Here is a 16519-nt window from a genome sequence, read left to right on the forward strand (position 1 = left end):
TCTTGCTGTGGTTCGGAGCTATAAATAGCACCCAATAAGTATGGTGAGGAAATGAGTTTTTGCTGCAAAATTAATCGTTTTTATCGATGTATGCGCAACCCTAATCAGGACAAGGCCTAGAGAGCATCGCAGTGAGGTTAATCACTGGTTTGAGGAGTGAAATGGTATTGGTAAGCGTGTTTTTTTTGAGCGTTGTGATTTGTTATTGAAAATCCGGTAAATAATCATTGACCTGTCTATAGCTTTACAGTTTAGGATGCAAACATATTCAAGATTCGCTGGCGGTGATGTTGGCACTTTAAGGAGATCGGTATGTATCGAATATCAGAGTTGGCACAAATGCTCGGCTTGTCACGTACCACCTTGCTCTATTACGAGAAGTTGGAGCTAATTTGTGGTCAGCGGTTAAGCAACGGTTATCGCACTTACAGTGATATGGATCTGCAGCGATTACGCTTAATTCAACAACTACATAGTGGTGGGCTTACGCTGAAAGAATGTAAGGCTTGTCTTGAAGCAAAAGTGGAGCGTGCTGTGTTGCTTGAGCGGTTAGAGCATCTTGATCAAGAAATCGCCCAAAAGCAGCAATCACGCGACTTATTGGCTGCGCTATTGGGTGAAACCTCTCTGAACCAATGGCACGAAACTTTAGATAAATTGGCGCCTGATGCTCATATTGACTGGCTTATTAAGCAAGGGTTTAGTGAGACTGATGCCCAACGATTACGGTGGTTATCCAAAGACATGAATACACATGATACCTACATGGCAGACTTTTATCGCATCTTTGATCCATTGGAGAGAAGAGGTCCAGGCAGCGAATCTGATACCTTGGCAGCGCTGCGTAAAGTGCCGATGAAACCAAGCCAAATATTGGAGATTGGTTGCGGGCAAGGCATCGCAACTCGCTTATTGGCTCAGCAGCGTGATGCTCAGATTACCGCGATTGATAACGATGAAGAAGCGATCAAAGCGCTTCAGGCGAGCAATCAAGAGCATGCTGAACAGATACATTTTGAATGTGCCAGCATGACGGATTTGCCGTACGCCGAGCGCTCGTTCGATTTGATTTGGTCGGAAGGCAGCGCCTATATCATGGGGGTTGAAAATGCCTTCAAACAGTGGCGACCACTACTCAATCAAGGTGGTGTTTTGGTGCTGAGCGATCTTGTTTGGTCAACCGATGATGCCAATGAGACGGCGAAAGCATTTTGGGGCAGTGAATACCCAGATATGACCACGGTTGAGACCCGAATTAAGCAGGCCAAAGCTGCAGGCTATCAACTGGTCGATACTTTCCCAATTAGTGATGCGGCGTGGGAAGCTTATTACCAACCGTTGTCTCAACAAGTTGCGGCGCTAAAAGATGAGCTGCCAAACTCACAAGCAATTAAAGATATTGAGCGAGAGTTAGCCGCTTATACCCAGCGTAATCAACAGTTTGATTATCAGATGTTTATTTTAAAGAAGGCATAAATAGCCTCTAGTTAAGAAGAGAAAAAATGATGCAATTTTCTGTTTTAGATTTATCTTACAAGCAGCAGATTAAAGAGTTGTTCCAAAATACCTTTACAGATTCTGAAGGTGCTGAAGAAGGCGAAATGATTGGTCATCTCGCTTATGAGTTAGTAGATACGACCGCGCAAGAAGAGATGATTATTGTTGGCGCGAGTGATAATGAAGCGCTACTTGGTTGTGTGATTTTTACTAAATTCACCTTTGTGGATAGTTCAGTAAGCGCTTACTTACTTTCACCGGCCGCAGTGGCCACTGCGACGCAAAAGCGAGGTGTTGGTCAAAAGTTGATCGAGTTTGGTTTAGATACCCTTAAAGCCAATGGCGCTGAATTAGTTGTGACTTATGGTGATCCTAGCTTCTATGGCAAGGTTGGCTTTGCTCAAATTACTGAGCTACAAGTTAAAGCGCCACTAATCTTGAGCTACCCTCACGGCTGGCTCGGTCAAAAGCTTGATGGTTCAGAGTTTGATGCGATTTCAGGTGAGACTTCATGTGTCGCAGCGCTGGATCAGCAAAAGTATTGGTAGTTTAATCTAGCAGTAGGCACGAGTCTGAATATCTTGAAGGCGCTCGATTGAGCGCCTTTTTTATGCGGATTAGCGAAAGTTAAACAGCTCCGTATGGAAGTGCTTCAAATCAAATTGCTCTCTGGAGAGCTGTGATTTTAACGCTTCCCCAAACCCGAGTGGGCCACAAAACCAAACACTGTGGTTATCTAAAGGCCCTTGTTGTTGCGTGATATCAGCGATAGTAAGGTGTTGCCTTATGCGATTGTCGATCACGTGAAACTCAATATTGGCCTTTCTTGCCAGCGTTTCAATTTCATGAATAAAAATGGAAGATGGCGCTTGCGTGCAATAGTACAAGGTCACTGGCGTGGTATTTTGATCTTTTTGTCGTTCGGCCAAGCGAGCTTTAAATGCCGCAATCCCAATCCCGCCCGCAACCCAAATTTGGGCTCTATTATCATCAAACTGAAATTTACCATAGGGTCCTTCAACCGTGACTTTCTCGCCCACCGTTAAGCGTTGGTGCAAAGTGGCAGTAAAATCTCCCAGCGCTTTGATGGTGAACTCCAATTGTGGCGCATCGGCGCTTGAACTAATGGTGAAAGGGTGCGGCTCTTCACCTGCAACTTTGAGAAAAGCAAACTGACCAGCTTGGTGGCCAGACCAAGTCGGTAAGGCAATCGCCACTTTCGTCGTTTGGTTCTCTGTGTTATAGGTGAGAGCGCTGATCACGCCTTGATGAGTTCGACGTTTACCAATCAGTCCTAGCAAGCTAACGACGGCGCATGCAGTACCGATGAGAGCGAAGGCTATCACCATCGGCGTGATGAGATTATCCCAGTAACTCGGTTTGAGCAGTACCACTGAGTGATAGGCGATCACAATAAATGCCACCGCCATTGCTTTATGTGTGAGTTTAAAGTGCTTGTATTTTATCGGTGCAAACAGGGCAATGAGCGTCAATAGAATAAAACCATAAAGGGCGATCTCTCCAATTGATTCTGCGCCCCCTCTTAGGCTCATGACAGTGGCTTGCAAAGAGTCGGGATCGAGTTCAGGTCGAGCATGGTTACCTCGTTCCAACAGGCCAAGTTGCACGAGTTTTTTCGGCACTATTGCGAGCAGCCAGTGCGCAGCGCCAAGAATGACACCCCAAATAGCCACCCACTTGTGTAGACGGTAGGATTTATCCAACCCTGCGGTTAGCTTTTCAATCCAAGGTAAGCGCAGTGCTAATAACATCGTCAGCGTGAGCAGCAATAGGCCAATGATACCAGTGCCTTGTATTAGGCTACTTCGCCATTGCATAAAATTGGTATTGCTAAAGATAGTCGGTTCGGCTTGTAGCCAAATAAGCATGCCAGTGGCAACTAGCCCAAGCACTGTTAAATAGAGTTTGTTCATCGCATAAGCTCCTAGTGAACTTATACCTTAGTGGTTGCAATGTAACGTGACGTCAAGCGATGTAAAGCTGTGTAAATCATGCTTGATGAAAGAGTTTTAATCACTGCGTGATCTAACGATTAAACCGATATGATCAACGAAAGCCACCAACACTGTTTGGTGGTTTTTTTGTCTTTTAAACTGTCGCGTGTTCACGGCATAAAACAAATGCTGCATCTATACTTTTGTCAGTAGTGAGCCTTGAGGGAGAGTTCAGATGTTCAAAAGTATCAGTACAGGCATGCTTGTTATGTCTTCATTTGTCATTTTAGGCGGTTGCTCATCACCGAATCCGTATGGTGATGCTTATGGTTCTGGGGATACTCGCACCGTACAGCAGGTGTATTACGGCACCGTCGTCAAAGCTGAGCCAGTAACCATTGATGCTTCAGATTCAACCAATGTGATCGGTACCATTGCAGGGGCCGCGATTGGGGGGATTCTCGGCTCTAAAGTCGGTGGTGGATCAGGTTCCGATATCGCAGCCATTGGTGGCGGGCTACTAGGCGGCTACGCCGGTAGTGAAGCAGCAGGTGCGGCAGGTAAGCGTAATGGGGTGAATCTAACCATCCGTCTTGAAGATGGCCAGACAATCGCGATTGTACAAGAAGCCAATCCCAATATGATTTTCCAACCCGGGCAAGCTGTTCAGGTGAATGTTGATGGTAGTACCGCAAGGGTAGTGCCTCGCTGATTAAGTCGTGGCAAGTTTAGTCGCGATTATGTAGAAATGGTAAAAGGCCTCAATTGAGGCCTTTTCTATTATGTGAACTTGTTAAACGTCATTACTCTTGTTTGGTCAAAATCGTGAACGTCGCCATTTCACCATCCACTTTTTCGCCATCAAATTTGAGTTTTGTCAGCATGTTTTCGCCTACCACGTATTGGTTGGGCTCAGGTGCATTAACTAGAGTAATGATGCTACCAGTGTCATCCCAAGTAATTTCCCCTTGTGATGTCGTTTCGGTGTTATCGGCATCATCATAGATTTGAATAAGTGTGTATTTGCCATCTGGCATCAGCGTCAGTGTGACTTCTATGTTTGGGCATTCATCACACGGAAGGTCACCTTTGTAAACGCCTTGCCAAGCCAAGGCCTCTTTAGCGGTTTGATTCGCTTTAGTGTCGGCATTCATACTGGTGTCAGCGGTTGATACTGCAGCAGAGGCGGCTGGTAGTTCCGCACTCGGATTAGTATTGCTATCTTCACAGCCGACTAGGATGATGACGGCACTTGTTAATGCTATTGCGACCTTTTTCATTTGCTTCCTCTCGAAATAACTCATCCTTTGCTATTTAGCGCCGGATGACATACGTGTTTTACAGTAAAAGTGATAAATTTAAACAGCTTGGATTTACTGATTAATAATAGACCTGTTTGAAGAAGCCGCATTAAAACTATCCAGCTTTACTTGTAATTAAGTGAAAATAGCTTGCTAATCTGAGAGAAAAATCTACGGATGAACCGGTGGAGCACGATAAAATAGTCAGTAAGAATAAGGACAATAACTGAGATAGAAAATGACGAAAATTGAATTTACTAAGGGCGGATTGAACGCTGAGCAACAGCGTCAATTGAGTGTAGGGTTTGAATCACATAGTCAAACTCAAGATGCACCAGCCTATCTCAAACAGAGCCTCAATTGGACGGTGCAAGATGAAGAAGGCAATCTGATTGCCGCGCTCACGGCGAGTTTATTGTGGGAGTGGCTCTACATTGATGAACTTTGGGTTGATGACACTTGCCGTGGCACAGGCATGGGAAAACAGTTGATGGCGCAAGCGGAAGAGCATGCCAGAGCGCAGCAGTTATCCGGGATGTGGCTATGGACACAAAGCTGGCAAGCCCCGATGTTTTACCAACGTTTAGGCTTTGAAGAGTTTACCCGCTTTGACAATTTTCCCACTGGTCATAGCCGCATTGGTCTGCGTAAAACTCTAGTGAACGAAGCACAATAGCTCGTTACTAATACGTGCCACCAGTATGAGCAATGATGCCCGCAACCATGGCGACATACATCAAAAAACCTAAACAGTTGCCGACCCAGATCGTCGGGTTTTTATGATATATCCCATAGATAGTCCAAAGTAGCGCGATAAATGAATAGAGTAGCCAAGTGGTGAGTGACAAACCTAATGCATGCTCACTGTGAGAGATGTAGAGTTTGTAGAGTTGAGGCATGGTGGCGAGTGGACTGATCAACCCCATGACCAGCATCAGTGGTTCAAGTGCTTTACCAATTCGTTCGATCAAAACCATTTGCTTTCCTTGTCTTTAACTGACTGATTTAGAAGTATAGTGATAAATCAAAGGCGTTGGGCATTTCCTTGAAAATGGGAATTTTGCTATTGGGATTTTGAACGCGCTTATCGCTTTGCGTGCTGGGATCCCCGCCAGTGTGGGAAATAAGGTGTTTGAAGATGATGGCTTGTTATTGGGCGATATCATCCAAACCGATATGCGAAGAATGTCTGTACCAAAAAGCAAATAATCCCTGCGATGCAGGGATTATCAATGGTCACTTTGCTTAGTCAGCATTTGTTACGGTTAAAGAGCCACCTTGCGTTTTGATGACTTCCTGATACCAGTAAAAGCTCTTTTTGCGCAGTCGAGTGAGATCGCCATTGCCTTCATTGTCACGATCAACATGAATGAAACCGTAGCGTTTGCTCATTTCTGCGGTTGAGTTGGCGACGAGGTCAATCGGCCCCCACGTGGTGTAACCCATTAATTCAACGCCATCTTCGATCGCTTCACGGGCTTGCACGAGGTGATCGTTTAAGTAAGCAATGCGGTAATCATCAATAATTTCCCCGTCAGCGGTGATTTCATCACGTGCCCCTAGGCCATTTTCAACGATAAATAGCGGCTTTTGGTAACGATCATGCAAGAAATTGAGCAAAATGCGTAAGCCTTTTGGATCAATTAGCCAACCCCATTGGCTCTTTTCAAGGTAGGGGTTAGGTACGCCAGCAATGATATTACCGACTTCTTTTTCTTGTTCTCGAGCGCTGGCACAACCTGATGCGTAGTAACTGAACGAGATAAAATCGACGCTGGCGGCAGCAAGTGTTTCAATATCCCCTTGCTCCATTTCGATACTGATGTTGTTGTCACGGAAATAGCGCAGCATATAGCCAGGATAACGACCACGGGTTTGTACATCGCCAAAGAACAACCATTGATTATTCTCATGCATGGCAGCAATTACATCGTCAGGATTACACGTGTGTGGGTAGGCAAGAGCCCCAAGTAACATGTTGCCAATTTTCGCATCAGGGATGATTTCATGGCATAGCTGCACGGTTTGGGCACTGGCAACAAGCTGGTGGTGAATGGCTTGGAAAATAGCTTGCTCAGACGCATCTTCTTGTAGGCCGACACCGGTGAACGGTGCATGCAATGACATATTGATTTCGTTAAAGGTCAACCACAGTTTGACGCTGTCTTTATAGCGTTCAAAAACAGTGCGAGCATAACGAGTGAAAAACTCGATGAGTTTTCGGTTGCCCCAACCGTTATAGTTTTCTACTAACGCATAAGGCATCTCATAATGTGACAACGTCACGAATGGTGTAATGTTATGAGCAGCTAATTCGGCAAAAATCTTGTCATAGTATTCTAAGCCAGCTTGGTTTGGTTCAAGTTCATCACCATTGGGGTAGATCCGAGTCCAAGCAATTGAGAGACGCAGACAAGTAAAGCCCATCTCCTTGAACAATGCGATATCTTCTGGGTATCGATGATAAAAATCGATGGCGAGATCTTTAATGCCTGCGGTGCGCTCTGCACGGGTTTGGTGAGGGCTTAAAATGCCGTTAGGTAGCATGTCTGATGTGGATAGGCCCTTACCATCGGTAAGGTATGACCCTTCAACTTGGTTAGCTGCGATTGCGCCGCCCCAAAGAAAATCGTGTGGAAACTGAGTATTGGTTGTCATGAGGTGTCCCCGTTTTATGAAAGCGAAAGGTGAGGAAATTTAATTGAGCTTTTGCTCGATGCATTGCGCGTAGCTATTGGCTTTTAAACCATAGATGATTTGCACATGATGCGAATCCACGTGAACGATGCCTATCGCGCCGTTATCTTTTAGGGCTTTTTCATTCAAACGTGACATGTCGTAAAGCTCTGGCCTTAATCTTGTCGCACATGCGCCGATTTCTTTTATGTTGGCTATCCCTCCAAGCGCTTCGATAATGATATCGGCTTCTTGTTCAAGGTTAGGATTCACGCGGGTTAAAGCCGTAAAAATTTTGCGTAATGCAGCAAACATCGTTTTAGCTCATGGTTATTCTATTTAGATGAGATTATGCGCCGTCGCAAACAAGACGCCAGATGCAGATCGTCAAACAGTGAGCTAGATTCGGCAACGGCATTCTGATTGCTTATCTAACGACCGCTACAGAATCGGCAATTATTTCTCTTACCGCTTGATTAGAGCACTTAATGATGTCGATAAAATGATCGATTCAAAGTTCAGCTAATTGAGTTAACTATCTGTAATAAAATTCTTTTACTCTCATAATGAGACGCTTTGCTGCGATTAAATAGCGCTGCTATGAATGAGGTCGGTAACGATTTCTGCGCGCTCCACTAATAAGGATAAGAATGGATATGCTAAAAACGAAATTGGCAGTGCTAGTGGGTTGTTTGTCACTTGGTGTCGCAATTAATGCGAGTGCAGCGGGATTTGAAACCGTCACACTGGGCAGTAAAGGGGGCATTCAAGACGGCAATCTTACGGCATTTATGCTCAAGAGCGAGCTTGATGATAACTACGTGCTATTGGATGCCGGTTCGGTAGTGAACGGCTTGATTGTGTCTGAGCAAAAAGGTGCGTTTGCGGATGTGAAAGTGCCGGAAGATTCCAAGTACACTAAAGTCGGCTATCTACTTAAAGAGAAGATCAAAGGCTATTTAATTAGTCACGCTCACTTAGATCATGTGGCAGGCATGATCATCAGTTCACCGGATGACAGCCATAAACCTATTTACGGTTTGGCATCGACGAACGAAGGGTTGATGAATAACTACTTCAACTGGTCGGCTTGGCCTAACTTTGGTAACGAAGGTAATGGCTTTAAGCTTAGCAAATACACCTATACCGATTTAACCCAATACCAATGGCAGGCAGTCAAAGGCACGACGATGCAAGTTATGGCCATGCCGCTATCGCATTCTGGTGGAGAATCGACAGCATTTTTGCTGAAAGATACCCAAGGTGACGTATTTGCCTACTTTGGTGATACGGGGCCAGATGCAGTAGAAAAGAGCGATGCGCTTAATAAAGTGTGGTCAACGCTAACGCCATTTGTTAAGCAAGGGCAGCTAAAGGGCATTGTGATTGAAGTGTCATTTACCAATGAAACGCCAGATAAAGCCCTATTTGGTCATCTAACACCTAATTGGCTGATGAAGGAGCTAACCGCGTTAGAGTCGATGGCTGGCAAAGGCAGCTTGAAAGATCTTGATGTTGTGGTTAGCCATATTAAATACAGCTTGAAGAAAGGGGAAGACCCACAAGTTGTGATTAAACGCCAATTGGATGCGGCAAATACGCTGGGTGTGAACTTCTTATTCCCAGCTCAAGGTGATGCTCTGACGTTCTAAGTGCTGTGTTACTCAGATCTAAGCCCTGCAAGAAATTGCGGGGCTTTTTCATTTCGTCAGTCGGAAGAATCTTCTTACGAAAAAAGTTTGATTGAATAATGAGACTAAGGCACGGCTTTGCGACTCATTCTGTGAAGAAATGGACGTTGTTAAATATTTGCACACACTAGAATGAACCTGATTTACAACATGATAAGGAAGGATTATGTCTGGTTTTGGTCAGCATTTATTAATTGATGGCGCTGAAATTTACTACCAAGAGTCGGGCAATCCTGATGGTCAACCGCTAGTGATGTTGCATGGCGGTTTGGGGAGTAGTGAAGATTTTGATGGGCTATTAGGTTATGTACCGGATGTGTTTAAAATCATCCGAATTGACTTACGTGGTCATGGTCGTTCAACGTTGGGTGAGTTGCCTTTGAGCTACGCTCGCTACCAACAAGACGTTGAAGCGATACTGGATCATCTGCAAATTTATAAATTTCATCTATTTGGCTTTAGTGATGGCGGCATTGTTGGCTATCGCTTGGCTGCACTCTATGATCACCGTCTATTAAGTTTAACTACGCTGGGCTCTCAATGGCGTTTACACCCTGATGATCCTTCAATCGAGCTTTTGCAAGATTTGACGGCTGAAGACTGGCAAGCAGAGTTTGAAGAGCAAGTGGCTCGCTACAATGAGATTAACCCTCAAGCTGATTTTAATTTGCTTGTTGAAGAGGTGAAAGAACTCTGGCTAGACACATCTGAAAATGGATACCCTAATGAGCAAGTGGATGACATCAATTGCTCGACGTTGATTATTCGTGGCGACAGAGATGACTTATTCTCTCTTTCAGAAGCGATAACATTAATCAGTCGCGTACCAGATTGCGAGTTTTTCAATGTCCCATTTACCGAACATGAGGCACATAACGAGTACCCAGAAGTGGTCGGTGAAGTGTTGCGTCGTTTTTTACAAATTAATCACTGATTGATTAAGCAATAGCCATTCGGTTTGTTAGCTTGTAGGAAAAGCCCCACGCTGGTGGGGCTTTTTTGTAATATTAGTTCCAAATCTTTCAGTAACTTAACTGCATTTAACCTTTTGTGAGTCAATAAAAACGTGCTTTTGTTTTTCATATCGTGACAGAAGATCTCGATTTGACTAAAACGTGTTGTTTTTCTGCAAATAGCCATATCTGAAAACAAAATTTGCCGACTAAAATTAGTTTTCAAAGCTGTGATAACCACAGCGATTTTTGTGGAAGTAGGACATGTTAAAACTTAATGCACTTCAATTAGCAATATCGGTCGGTATCGCAGCTGCATCTGGCGCAGCGTACGCTGACAGCTCAAAAATGGTCAACCCAGAAGCGGGTGTTGTTGTCGGTTACTGGCATAACTGGTGTGATGGTGCTGGCTATAAAGGGGGCAATGCACCGTGTGTGACGCTGGAAGAAGTTGACCCAATGTATAACGTCGTCAACGTTTCATTTATGAAAGTGTTTGATGTTGCTGAAGGCCGTATTCCCACCTTTCGTTTAGACCCAGCTATTGGCCTTTCTGAGCAGCAATTTATTGACCAAATTGGTGAGTTAAACAAGCAAGGCCGCTCTGTACTGATTGCGCTGGGTGGTGCTGATGCTCACGTTGAATTGAAAGCGGGCGACGAGCGTGCTTTTGCCGATGAAATTATTCGTGTCACGGATCGTTATGGCTTTGATGGCCTAGACATCGATCTAGAGCAAGCGGCGGTAACCGCGGCTGATAACCAAACGGTTATTCCTGCTGCGCTACGTATGGTGAAAGATCACTACCAAGCACAAGGAAAGAACTTCCTTATCACCATGGCTCCTGAATTTCCTTACCTAGTTCAACATGGTAAATACGTGCCATACATTGAGAACCTAGAAGGTTATTACGATTGGATTAACCCACAGTTCTACAACCAAGGTGGCGACGGCATTTGGATTGATGGTGTCGGCTGGATTGCTCAAAATAACGATGCGCTGAAAGAAGAATTTATCTACTACATTTCTGACTCGTTGGTCAATGGCACTCGTGGTTTCCACCAGATCCCAAGCAGCAAATTAGTGTTTGGTATTCCATCGAGCATTGATGCGGCAGCAACGGGGTACGTTCAAAACCCACAAGATCTTTACGATGCATTTGCGCGCCTAAGCGCACAAGGTCAGCCACTGCGTGGAGTGATGACTTGGTCAGTTAACTGGGACATGGGGACTAATGCAGCAGGCCAAGCATATAACGAACAGTTCATTAAAGATTACGGCCCATTTGTACACGGACAAACACCTCCCCCACCACCGCCAGCAGGCGTACCTGTTCTGAAAGGGGTTGAGAACACACGTGTGCTGCATGGTAGTGCGTTTAATGAGCTAGCAGGCGTGACGGCGTCGGATAAAGAAGATGGCGAACTGACCAATACGATCGTGGTTGAAGGTATTGTTGATACAAACCAGATCGGCACTTACGTACTGACTTATCGCGTGCAAGATAGTGACAACAATGAAACGGTAAAAGCACGTAGTGTTGAAGTTTATAGCCAGAAGCCTGTATTTAGTGGTGTGTCTGATACGACGGTTCTGATTGGCAGTGCATTTAACCCACTTACGGGTGTGACGGCAACGGATGCGGAAGATGGTGAGCTAACGGAGCAAATTCGCGTTTCAGGCCAAGTAGATACGGCTGTTGCGGGTACTTATGCGCTTGAATATGCGGTGACTGACAGCGCAAATCAAACGGTACGTGTTGAGCGCAACGTCGTTGTCAATGATGGTAGCAGTTGTGCCAATGCATGGGATGCGGCAACCACTTACGTTGAAGGTGACCAAGTATCGCACGATGGTGCCACTTGGGAAGCGGGCTGGTGGACTCGCGGTGATGAGCCAGGTACCACTGGTGAGTGGGGCGTTTGGAAGAAAGTTTCTGACAGCTCTTGTGGCGGTGAAACGCCAGATCCAGAGACGGATTTGGAAATGACGGTGACGGGACTTGCGTCAGAGTATGTTGCCGCGAATGGCAGTGTGAACTTATCGCTATCACTGGCAGCGAATGAAGCGCTGGATGTGACCGTTATGGCACTAGACAGCAGCAATACTGTGGTGAATCAAGCTCAAGTTAACTTAGTGGACACGAAAGCGATCACATTAGAAATCTATGACGCGCAAGTAGGCCAATATACGCTTGAGGTGACAGGTTCGGCAGCCGATGGTGAAATGGTGCTCTTTAGCCAGTCATTCTTAGTCAAAGAAGAAGGTACCGTAACCCCACCACCAGGTGACATTCCGCCATACCAAGCGGGCACAAATTACCAAACGGGTGATCGTGTGTTAGGCGCTGATAACGCAGTATATGAATGTAAGCCTTGGCCAACAACGGCATGGTGTGCGAGCGCTTCTTACGCGCCAGCGGATAGCCTTTACTGGAAAGAAGCTTGGACGAAGCTGTAACCCCAAACAGCTGAGCTAAGACAAAGCACCACAATTGTGGTGCTTTTTTTATGAGGATGCTGGACAGAATTGCAAATAGTGATCAAATCTTCTCGCTTCTCGCTTCTCGCTTCTAGCGCGTAATTTCAGCGCCTGAGGCTTCGTCAGCATACTGTTCTAGCATGGTTTCGAAGCGCTGGTTTCCTTGCAGAGATTCAAAATTACTTTCGCTGGCGATGAGATCTTTAATCGAAGGGCTGGCGTCGATGGCTCGTTGCAAATCTTCAATCGCTTGGTCTTCAATGCCTAATCGAGCAAAGGCGCAAGCACGTTGATAGAGCGCTGGGCCGTTGGTATCATCAACTTCGAGCACTCGGTTACACATACTCAGTGCCCAGTTATATTCGTTGATTTCCATTGCGGCATCGGCTTTGTAAGTCAGTGCTTCTAAGTCTCCTGGGCGTATGTGAAGAATCTCATCGTAGACTTCAATTTTTTGCTCTGGAGTTTGCATGCTCTGTGCGCGAAGCCATAAGTTGTGAACTTCGTTGATTATCTCAATTTCTTTATTGTTTTCGCTGATAATACGGGTCTTACGTTTTAGATCCCGCTCTAGTGCACTGAATTTTTTCTCATAGTCTTGTGCGATCGAGTCCAAACGACTTTCTGCCATCTCTTTGGTGTTGTGTTTGAATTCACGTAACGATTGCCAACCAATAAAGGCAATCATCGATGCAACACCCGCGATAATGTAGAAAAAGTAGGTGACGGTGACGTTGGCATAGTTTAAGGATTTATCGGCGACCGCGAGTTCTCGGTCGGTGATTTCAATCACCATACGGCGCTCTAAATCTTGCTGCGATTGGCGCAGAGATTTTATTTCATCAAGGATATATCGCTCCATCAATGGGCGGTCAAGAAGGTCGGATTCGGAGTATTTCTCTTCACTGTGTGCAGGCAAGGCAACTGTCGCAAGGACAAGTAATAACAACGAAGTAATTTGGCGCATGTGGCTTCCTTACTGTAAATATAAGTTTTGTTTTCTGTCTACTTAGAGTGCAGATCTTGAGCAACAATTGGCGGCTCAAGCAAAGTTTTAAGCAGTTTGAGTATAGTGTTCTTTTTCACAGTAGCAGATCGACAAGCCTCAACGCAAAATTGATTAGCAATGAAAGCGTTATGCTGAAGCTGCGGTATTAATAGTCTTTGCCGTTAGATACCGTTGCTCAAACTCGTGTGCGGGGATTGGTCGACCCAACAAATAGCCTTGTAAATAGGCGTAATTGTTTTGGCACACCACTTCGTGCTGTTCTGGTTGCTCAATGCCTTCGGCGAGCATGGTAAGGCCCAATTTTTCACAGATCGCGGAGGTGGCTTGAATAATGGCAAGGCCACTTTCGTGCGATGATTGAACGAAGCTTTTGTCCAGTTTGACTAAATCGATAGGTAACTGCTGCAATACGGAAAGTGAAGAGTAGCCAGTGCCGAAGTCGTCGAGATATATCTTCACCCCTAACTGCGAGACATCCGTTAGCCACTGCTTTACATCTTCCATTTTGTACACCATGCACGACTCGGTCAGTTCAATCGCGACTTGGTGGGGAGAGACTCGGTATGAATTTAGTCTTTGGTTAAGTTGTTCGCAGAACGCACGATGTAATTGGACTCGAGAAACGTTGATGCTAATAACAAATGGTTGTTCGAATTTCGTTTGCCAAACACTCAATTGTTTAATGGCTTGATTGAGCACCCAATCCCCTAAAGCGACGATCTGCCCAGATTCTTCAGCAATCGGAATGAATTCGGCCGGAGGAATATTGCCAAGCGCTTGGTCATGCCAACGCAGTAGCGCTTCTGCGCCGCACACATTATTAGTTTGGCTACATAGAATAGGCTGAAAGTAGAGTGTGAATTGGTTATTTTCCAATGCTCGAGCGAGGTGTTGGCGGATCAAAAATTTTCTTAGCATGGCTTGTGCTAGGTCAGGCGTAAATACCTGATAGCGATTTTTTCCCTGTTCTTTGGCTTTGTGCATCGCAAAGTCGGCATATTGGATTAACGTTTCAACATGCAAGATAGCGCCTGACTCAAAGGTACTGCATCCAATACTGGCGTTTACCGCAACAGTCATTGAATTGTCTAAGGTATAGGGCCTACGCAGGAAACGATTTATATCAGAAAGTCTTGAGGTGATATCTGAGTGAGTTGGCAATAATGCTACAAATTCATCTCCACCAAAGCGAGCTAGCGCAAGTGCATCAGTCAAAGATTGCTGTAAACGTCGCCCGACACTTATCAATAATGAGTCACCTTGACCGTGGCCATAGGTGTCATTGATCATTTTGAATCCATCTAGGTCAATAAAAATCAGATGAAATGAATGATCGGTTTGGCTCCATGAAGTCGCTTGTTCTAAGAGTCCTCGTCGATTGTATAGGCCTGTTAAGCAGTCATGAGAGGCTTCAAATTGTGCGGTAAGAATTTGATTTTTTTGTTTTGTTATATCAATAAGTTCGACCAATATTTGCTGATTTTTTTTTAACCAGGTTGCAAATACTCGAAAAGTACAAGATTGACTCCCTATCGCTAGAGTACTCTCTTTTTCGATTTCGCCTTTGGCTTGCACTTCTGTTAACCACTTGTTGGCGCGTTGGTCGCTGCCAGTGAGGGTGGACAAATGTTGCAGTAACAAATGATAACGATGTTGAAATGCTTCATTGGCACTAAGCAAATTGCCTGATAAGTCAAATAACAGAGACAGATTGGCGCTGTCTGAAAAAGCCAAGCTAGTACGCAGACAATTTTCTTCTGATAAAGCATGGCAAAACATGGCGATGCGGCCATCATCGAGAGTGATGCCAGAAAGGTCACACAGGACGCGTTTATGGATATTTTTCGGCGTGAGGTTCCACCACTTGCGAATACACTCACCTTGCTCAAAGGTTCTACGGTAGCTTTCAAGCGTTGATTCTATCGCCTGGGACATGCCTATGGTTAAGTCTCGATCGGTCAGTTCGGCAAGATGAGGGGATTCCCATAAGGTGAGCGCGGCATGGTTGGCCCATAGGATCGCTTTATGATCAAAATCGTAAATCCAAATTGGGCTTTGAATTTGCTCAAACGCTTTAAATTGATCCATTTCACGCTCCTGTTGATACACCATGTAATCTAGGGGCGTTATGCTAGATATCGAACGGGTTTCGTTCAATATATTGAATAGATAAACTAAAACCTATCTCAGTAATGAGATGATTGTCTGGGGAAAAAGGCCATTTGAGAGTTAAGTTAATGTGACTAGAATAAGGTTATTAAAACAAAGCCCCGCTATCGCGAGGCTTTAATAGGCAGTGAAATTTGAGCCTTATTTAAATTGTTATACGACTTGCAAGATATCGACCATAGGTAGACGAGCTTTTGGCTTGCCAAAGTTGTAGTCAGCGCCATCTTGATGGTAACCCATAGACAGTGCCACTTCACAAACGTAGCCATCCAATTCTTCTTTGAACAGCTCGCCGATCAACTCAGAATCAACACCTTCCATCGTGGTTGAATCAATACCTAGACGTGCAAGGACATGCAGTGTATTACCAAGGGCAAGGTAAGTTTGTGAGCGAGTCCAGTTGCCATTAAAGCCATTCTCATCGGTATTTGCTTCTGCAAAACCGTAAGCGCCATTTAGCATGGTGTCGTACATATCCGCTGGTAAGTGGCCTGAGGTCACTTCTGCATCAACCACTTTTTTGTACAGATCTTTAGTGTAGTTCGGGTTGTAAGCGAACAAGATGGTGTGCGATGCACTCTTAGCATGTGGCTGGTTGAACTGATGCTTGTTGGCAAAAGTGTCATGCAGACGTTGCTTGGCTTCGTCGCTTTCAATCACAATGAATTTCCAAGGCTGTGAGTTGATAGAAGAGGCTGATAAACGAATCGCTTGGTAGATCACCTCAAGATCCGCCGCAGAGATACGTTTTGATGGATCATAAGCTTTAGCTGTGTAGCGAGATTCT

15 protein-coding genes are annotated in these 16519 nt (G+C 45.1%); 7 read left to right on the plus strand and 8 right to left on the minus strand.

Annotation, left to right across the window (positions count from 1 at the left end; translation table 11 throughout):
* The first annotated feature begins 312 nt into the window (after positions 1-312).
* Positions 313-1476 carry a methyltransferase domain-containing protein gene (locus RH88_RS12485; protein ID WP_005596470.1) on the plus strand — a complete coding sequence of 388 codons (1164 nt, stop codon included), beginning with the start codon at positions 313-315 and terminating at the stop codon, positions 1474-1476.
* A 29-nt stretch (positions 1477-1505) separates the two neighbouring features.
* Entirely contained in the window at positions 1506-2045 is a 540-nt protein-coding gene (locus tag RH88_RS12490; protein WP_040757960.1) for a GNAT family N-acetyltransferase, read from the plus strand.
* A 69-nt stretch (positions 2046-2114) separates the two neighbouring features.
* On the opposite strand, the gene RH88_RS12495 is transcribed toward RH88_RS12490, so the two are convergent.
* Positions 2115-3431 carry a ferredoxin reductase family protein gene (locus RH88_RS12495; protein WP_005596474.1) on the minus strand — a complete coding sequence of 439 codons (1317 nt, stop codon included), beginning with the start codon at positions 3429-3431 and terminating at the stop codon, positions 2115-2117.
* A 256-nt stretch (positions 3432-3687) separates the two neighbouring features.
* Here RH88_RS12495 and RH88_RS12500 point away from each other — a divergent pair, with 256 nt between their 5' ends.
* Entirely contained in the window at positions 3688-4164 is a 477-nt protein-coding gene (locus tag RH88_RS12500) for an outer membrane lipoprotein (RefSeq protein WP_005596476.1), read from the plus strand.
* Positions 4165-4255: 91 nt separating this feature from the next.
* On the opposite strand, the gene RH88_RS12505 is transcribed toward RH88_RS12500, so the two are convergent.
* Complete coding sequence (locus RH88_RS12505; RefSeq protein WP_005596478.1) at positions 4256-4732, minus strand: copper resistance protein NlpE; 477 nt, start codon at positions 4730-4732, stop codon at positions 4256-4258.
* Between the two features lie 259 nt (positions 4733-4991).
* Between RH88_RS12505 and RH88_RS12510 the strand changes: the two genes are divergently transcribed.
* Positions 4992-5429 (plus strand): GNAT family N-acetyltransferase, encoded by a 438-nt coding sequence (locus RH88_RS12510; protein WP_005596481.1) that lies wholly within the window; start codon positions 4992-4994, stop codon positions 5427-5429.
* 7 nt (positions 5430-5436) lie between these two features.
* On the opposite strand, the gene RH88_RS12515 is transcribed toward RH88_RS12510, so the two are convergent.
* The 3 genes from RH88_RS12515 to RH88_RS12525 all read right to left on the minus strand — a co-directional run bounded on the left by RH88_RS12515 (position 5437) and on the right by RH88_RS12525 (position 7744).
* Positions 5437-5730 carry a SemiSWEET transporter gene (locus RH88_RS12515; RefSeq protein ID WP_005596483.1) on the minus strand — a complete coding sequence of 98 codons (294 nt, stop codon included), beginning with the start codon at positions 5728-5730 and terminating at the stop codon, positions 5437-5439.
* A 268-nt stretch (positions 5731-5998) separates the two neighbouring features.
* Positions 5999-7411, minus strand: coding sequence for a glycoside hydrolase family 1 protein (locus RH88_RS12520; protein ID WP_005596487.1), 1413 nt, complete (start codon positions 7409-7411; stop codon positions 5999-6001).
* Positions 7412-7450: 39 nt separating this feature from the next.
* Positions 7451-7744, minus strand: coding sequence for a PTS sugar transporter subunit IIB (locus RH88_RS12525; RefSeq protein WP_005596489.1), 294 nt, complete (start codon positions 7742-7744; stop codon positions 7451-7453).
* Positions 7745-8085: 341 nt separating this feature from the next.
* On the opposite strand from RH88_RS12525, the gene RH88_RS12530 reads away from it, so the two are divergent.
* The 3 genes from RH88_RS12530 to RH88_RS12540 all read left to right on the plus strand — a co-directional run bounded on the left by RH88_RS12530 (position 8086) and on the right by RH88_RS12540 (position 12533).
* The gene (locus RH88_RS12530; RefSeq protein ID WP_040757961.1) at positions 8086-9081 is read left to right on the plus strand and encodes an MBL fold metallo-hydrolase; all 996 of its coding nucleotides are present in this window, start codon (positions 8086-8088) and stop codon (positions 9079-9081) included.
* A gap of 205 nt (positions 9082-9286) precedes the next feature.
* Positions 9287-10054: an alpha/beta fold hydrolase gene (locus RH88_RS12535; RefSeq protein WP_005596492.1), complete on the plus strand. Its 768-nt coding sequence runs from the start codon at positions 9287-9289 to the stop codon at positions 10052-10054.
* 283 nt (positions 10055-10337) lie between these two features.
* The gene (locus RH88_RS12540) at positions 10338-12533 is read left to right on the plus strand and encodes an immunoglobulin-like domain-containing protein (RefSeq protein ID WP_005596494.1); all 2196 of its coding nucleotides are present in this window, start codon (positions 10338-10340) and stop codon (positions 12531-12533) included.
* Between the two features lie 112 nt (positions 12534-12645).
* On the opposite strand, the gene RH88_RS12545 is transcribed toward RH88_RS12540, so the two are convergent.
* The 3 genes from RH88_RS12545 to RH88_RS12555 all read right to left on the minus strand — a co-directional run.
* Positions 12646-13521 (minus strand): tetratricopeptide repeat protein, encoded by an 876-nt coding sequence (locus RH88_RS12545; protein ID WP_005596496.1) that lies wholly within the window; start codon positions 13519-13521, stop codon positions 12646-12648.
* Between the two features lie 168 nt (positions 13522-13689).
* Positions 13690-15651 carry an EAL domain-containing protein gene (locus RH88_RS12550; RefSeq protein WP_005596498.1) on the minus strand — a complete coding sequence of 654 codons (1962 nt, stop codon included), beginning with the start codon at positions 15649-15651 and terminating at the stop codon, positions 13690-13692.
* Positions 15652-15885: 234 nt separating this feature from the next.
* Positions 15886-16519, minus strand: a 634-nt coding sequence (locus tag RH88_RS12555; protein WP_005596500.1) for an NAD(P)H-dependent oxidoreductase, incomplete at its 5' end; no start/stop codon positions are given.

Source organism: Vibrio scophthalmi LMG 19158, from assembly GCF_000222585.1.
In the GTDB taxonomy this organism is placed as follows: domain Bacteria; phylum Pseudomonadota; class Gammaproteobacteria; order Enterobacterales; family Vibrionaceae; genus Vibrio; species Vibrio scophthalmi.

What these genes read in the sequence shown, in the direction of transcription:
- RH88_RS12525 (WP_005596489.1), bottom strand. Translation starts at nt 7,744, where the DNA reads ATGTTTGCTGCATTACGCAAAATTTTTACGGCTTTAACCCGCGTGAAT.
- RH88_RS12535 (WP_005596492.1), top strand. Translation starts at nt 9,287, where the DNA reads ATGTCTGGTTTTGGTCAGCATTTATTAATTGATGGCGCTGAAATTTAC.
- RH88_RS12490 (WP_040757960.1), top strand. Translation starts at nt 1,506, where the DNA reads ATGCAATTTTCTGTTTTAGATTTATCTTACAAGCAGCAGATTAAAGAG.
- RH88_RS12515 (WP_005596483.1), bottom strand. Translation starts at nt 5,730, where the DNA reads ATGGTTTTGATCGAACGAATTGGTAAAGCACTTGAACCACTGATGCTG.
- RH88_RS12500 (WP_005596476.1), top strand. Translation starts at nt 3,688, where the DNA reads ATGTTCAAAAGTATCAGTACAGGCATGCTTGTTATGTCTTCATTTGTC.
- RH88_RS12530 (WP_040757961.1), top strand. Translation starts at nt 8,086, where the DNA reads ATGCTAAAAACGAAATTGGCAGTGCTAGTGGGTTGTTTGTCACTTGGT.
- RH88_RS12505 (WP_005596478.1), bottom strand. Translation starts at nt 4,732, where the DNA reads ATGAAAAAGGTCGCAATAGCATTAACAAGTGCCGTCATCATCCTAGTC.
- RH88_RS12545 (WP_005596496.1), bottom strand. Translation starts at nt 13,521, where the DNA reads ATGCGCCAAATTACTTCGTTGTTATTACTTGTCCTTGCGACAGTTGCC.
- RH88_RS12550 (WP_005596498.1), bottom strand. Translation starts at nt 15,651, where the DNA reads ATGGATCAATTTAAAGCGTTTGAGCAAATTCAAAGCCCAATTTGGATT.
- RH88_RS12510 (WP_005596481.1), top strand. Translation starts at nt 4,992, where the DNA reads ATGACGAAAATTGAATTTACTAAGGGCGGATTGAACGCTGAGCAACAG.
- RH88_RS12520 (WP_005596487.1), bottom strand. Translation starts at nt 7,411, where the DNA reads ATGACAACCAATACTCAGTTTCCACACGATTTTCTTTGGGGCGGCGCA.
- RH88_RS12485 (WP_005596470.1), top strand. Translation starts at nt 313, where the DNA reads ATGTATCGAATATCAGAGTTGGCACAAATGCTCGGCTTGTCACGTACC.
- RH88_RS12540 (WP_005596494.1), top strand. Translation starts at nt 10,338, where the DNA reads ATGTTAAAACTTAATGCACTTCAATTAGCAATATCGGTCGGTATCGCA.
- RH88_RS12495 (WP_005596474.1), bottom strand. Translation starts at nt 3,431, where the DNA reads ATGAACAAACTCTATTTAACAGTGCTTGGGCTAGTTGCCACTGGCATG.